Raw genomic sequence first — 3,528 nt, 5'->3', positions numbered from 1 at the left:
GGCGGCTGGGACTCCCAGGCGCAGCCCAGCCAGGAGATCCAGTTCACGCCCGCCCGCGTGATCATGCAGGACTTCACGTCAGGCGCCCGACTGCAGCGCCGACCACGTCTGCGGACCGACCACGCCGTCGGCGGCGAGCCCGCGATCCGACTGGTACGCGATCACGGCCTCCTCGGTCTCCGGGCCGAACTGGCCGTCAATGGTGACCGTCCGCCCCAGCGCCGCCGTCAGCGCCCGCTGCAGGCGGACGACCGCCTCGCCCTCGGAGCCCGACCGCAGCTCCGGCGTGTCGCCGGCGGACAGCAGCACAGTCCAGGTCGCCGGACCGACCGAGCCCGGCGTCTCCAGCCCGCGCTCGGACTGCAGGGCGGTGACCGCGTTCCCGGTCGCCTCGCCGTAGTCGCCGTCCACCGGTCCCGGATCGTGGCCCGCGTCGATCAGCAGGCACTGCGCGGCCCTGACGAGATCGCCGCTCGAGCCCGGCCCGACGCGGTCGTACGACGTGAAGTCGCGGCCGACCTCCGCGCAGTCGGCGGACGCACCGCCGACTGTGTCGTCGCCTCCCGGCGCGACGCGGAGGGTGACCTGCATACCCTTGATGCCGATCGTGCCGGCCTGCGGATCCTGCGCGGTGACGCTGCCCGGCTCGGCGTCCGGGATCTCCCCCTCGGCCTCGACGACCGTCTCGACCTGGAACCCGGCCTCCTTCAGCGCGTCCGCTGCCTCACCGCCCGGTTTGCCGAGGACGTCCGGGACCTCGGCGGGCTCCTCGGCGGCCGGGTCGACGTCCAGTGTCTCGTCCTGGCTGCCCGACGTACCCACTGGCCGCTCCAGCCCGGAACCGGCCTCCGTCTGCTCGCCGAGAAGGACGACGTCGAGCTTCGTCTCCGCCTTCTCCACCTTGAGGGCCTTCTTCTTGTCGTACCCCTTCCACTTCTTGCTGCTCTTGTTGTCCTTGCCCTCGAACTCGACGTCGATCTCCGTGCGCGACTTGTCGTACTCCTGCAGCGGATTGCCGCACCGGCACTGCACGACGGGTACGCCGTACGCGTCGATCATCACGGCGACGCCGGCCTCCAGCAGGGCGTAGAAGGAGGTGCGCTTCCTCTTCTTCGGGTCGTAGTCGAAGTTCTTGACCAGCGTGTCGTTGCGCAGCAGGACGGGCGTGAGGCGCTTGACGTACCTCTCGATGTCCTTCGTCTTGATGCCCCGGACCTCGGCCCACTCCCTGGCCTTGTCCGCGTTCTTCTTCAGGAAGGAAACGAGCTGCCCCTTGTCGCAGCTCGCCTTCTTGTTGGTGCCGCCGTACAGCCCGGGTGTGCCGCCGGACCGGTCGCCGCCGCTGAGGGCGGAGACGGTGCTGAGGACGTCCACCGCCAGGGCGGCGGAGCGGAAGAAGGGATGCGCGCTGACGGCGCCGCGGGCGAGCGCCCGAACGGGCACCTTGGACTTCGGGCAGCCGGCCGCCAGCAGACCGAACATCAGGATGAAGACCACGCCCAGGACGGGTAAGCGCAGTCTCCGTGCTCCGAGGGATGGTCGGGATCGTTCTTCAGAAGATGCGTTCGAGCTGGTCATTCGTCCCCCCAGACGTGCTGCCGCATGATTGGCGAGGGCGAAGACGTCGGGTTGGGGGGAGCGGTTCCCACCGGGGGCGCGCGGGTGGTGGACAAGGGCTTGCGGCTTGTCATGCGCGCCTGCGGGGGCGCTTGTGGCTGCGGGTGCGTCCCGCTCGCGGGTGCGGGGGGCGTCCGATTAAGGCCGCCGGGCCTCGCGGTCCGTGTCGGCGGGACGCTCGGCAGCTGGCCGGCTGCCGGCGCCTGCCGCCTCGTCCGCGGCCTCCGCCTCCCAGTCCTCCTCCTGACCGGCCGCCCACTCCTCCTCCGAGGTGTCGCCGTCCAGCCCGCGCTCCCGTTCCAGCCGCTCCGCGGCGGCCGCCGCGACGATCCGGGCCGCCGCCCGCTCACGGGCCCGCGCGGACTCCGCACGGCCGGTCTCGGTGGCGACGGACGGCCACACCCGGTCGAACGCGGCGTTCACGGCGGCCCCCACGAGCACGGCGAAGGCCGACACGCCGATCCACAGCAGGACGGCGACGGGGGCGGCCACGGAGCCGTAGATGGTGGCCCGCCCCTCGATGGTGTTGGTCAGATAGACGCGCAGCGCCAGGCTGCAGAGCAGCCACATGCCCAACGCGATCAGGGCGCCCGGGATGTCCTCGCGCCAGGGTGAGCGGACGGGGACGGCGGCGTGGTACAGGGTCGTGAGGAAGACGATGGACAGCACGATCACGGCGGGCCAGTACAGCATCCGCACCGCCTCCGCGCTGTGCGGCACCAGCTCGACCACGGCGTCCGGCCCTATGACCATCAGCGGCAGGGCCACCACCCCGATTACGAGGGCGACCAGGTAGAGCAGGAAGGCAAGGAGCCGCGTCTTCACGATCCCGCGATGCCCGTCCAGCCCGTACATCACGGTGATGGTGTCGATGAAGACGTTCACGGCCCGCGACCCCGACCACAGCGCGAAGGCGAAGCCGAGGGAGATGACGTCGGGCCGCCCGCCCTTGATGACGTCGTCGAGGAGGGGACGCACCAGCTGGTCGACGCCCTCGTCGGTGAGGACGCGTTCGGAGGCCTCGAGGATGTTGTCGCGGATCTGCTCCATGTCGATGAAGGAGAAGTAGCCCAGCAGCCCGAGGAGGCCCAGCAGCAGCGGGGGCAGCGAGAGCAGCGAGAAGAACGCGGCCTCCGCGGCGAGCCCGACGATCCGGTACTTCATGCAGGACTCGACGGTGTCCTTCAGCAGCAGCCAGGCGACCGTCCGCTTCGGCAGATGCCGGTACAACGCCCGCGCCTTCCGCAGCCGCCCCCCGGGCGGCCGCGCTGGTTCATCCTCGCCTGGTCTCACCTGCATACCGTACTTGGCGTGCGAGGAAGCACTCACACGGTGGCGGACGAGGCGACGCGCGTGGTGGCGGAGAACGTCTACGAGGCGGATGCGGTGCGGCGCGGGGGCGTGCTTCGGGGTGTGGTTGCGCTGCGGGGGGCGGGGCCGCTGCGCGGGGTCGCGCTTCGGGGGGTGGCTGCGCTGCGCGAGGCCGTACATGGGGATGCGGCGGCGGAGGCGCACCGGGAGTCGGGAGTGCGGGGGTACGCCGCGCGGTCCACCTCGCATGCCTCACGCCTCTCTGCGCCTCGCGGGGGCCCGGGGATGGCCTGGCCTGCTCTGTGCTGGCCGAGTGCTCCGGTATGGGGGCGGCGACACCTGGCGGGGGTGGGTGCGGTGGCGGGGGGTGGGCGGATGGGTCTCGCTGTGGTGACGGTGTGCGCCGCCGGGCGTTGGTGGTGGGGGTGGGGCGGACCGGGTTTCGCTGTAGTGACGGTTGCGCTGCCGGGCGCCTGGGGCGTGGGTGGGCACCCGCGCTGGCGCGCGGGTCGGGCCTTCGGCCCGGGGCTGGCTGCGTGTTGCGGGGCCGGGCGGCGACGTAAGAGGCTGGCCGGTGGCGGGGTGGGCCGGGGACGGGCC

At 72.0% G+C, this 3,528-nt stretch carries 2 protein-coding genes; both read right to left on the bottom strand.

Annotation, left to right across the window (positions count from 1 at the left end):
* Positions 1 to 78: 78 nt before the first annotated feature.
* The gene (locus AB0M28_RS40140) at positions 79 to 1,497 is read right to left on the bottom strand and encodes a DUF6777 domain-containing protein (protein ID WP_365415736.1); all 1,419 of its coding nucleotides are present in this window, start codon (positions 1,495 to 1,497) and stop codon (positions 79 to 81) included.
* A gap of 258 nt (positions 1,498 to 1,755) precedes the next feature.
* Positions 1,756 to 2,916, bottom strand: coding sequence for a YihY/virulence factor BrkB family protein (locus tag AB0M28_RS40135; protein WP_365415734.1), 1,161 nt, complete (start codon positions 2,914 to 2,916; stop codon positions 1,756 to 1,758).
* Positions 2,917 to 3,528 lie beyond the last annotated feature (612 nt).

Source organism: Streptomyces sp. NPDC051940 (assembly GCF_040680895.1).
Classification (GTDB): domain Bacteria; phylum Actinomycetota; class Actinomycetes; order Streptomycetales; family Streptomycetaceae; genus Streptomyces.
The sequence above is the reverse complement of the archived record's forward strand: the minus strand, read 5'-3'. Positions and strand labels throughout refer to the sequence as shown.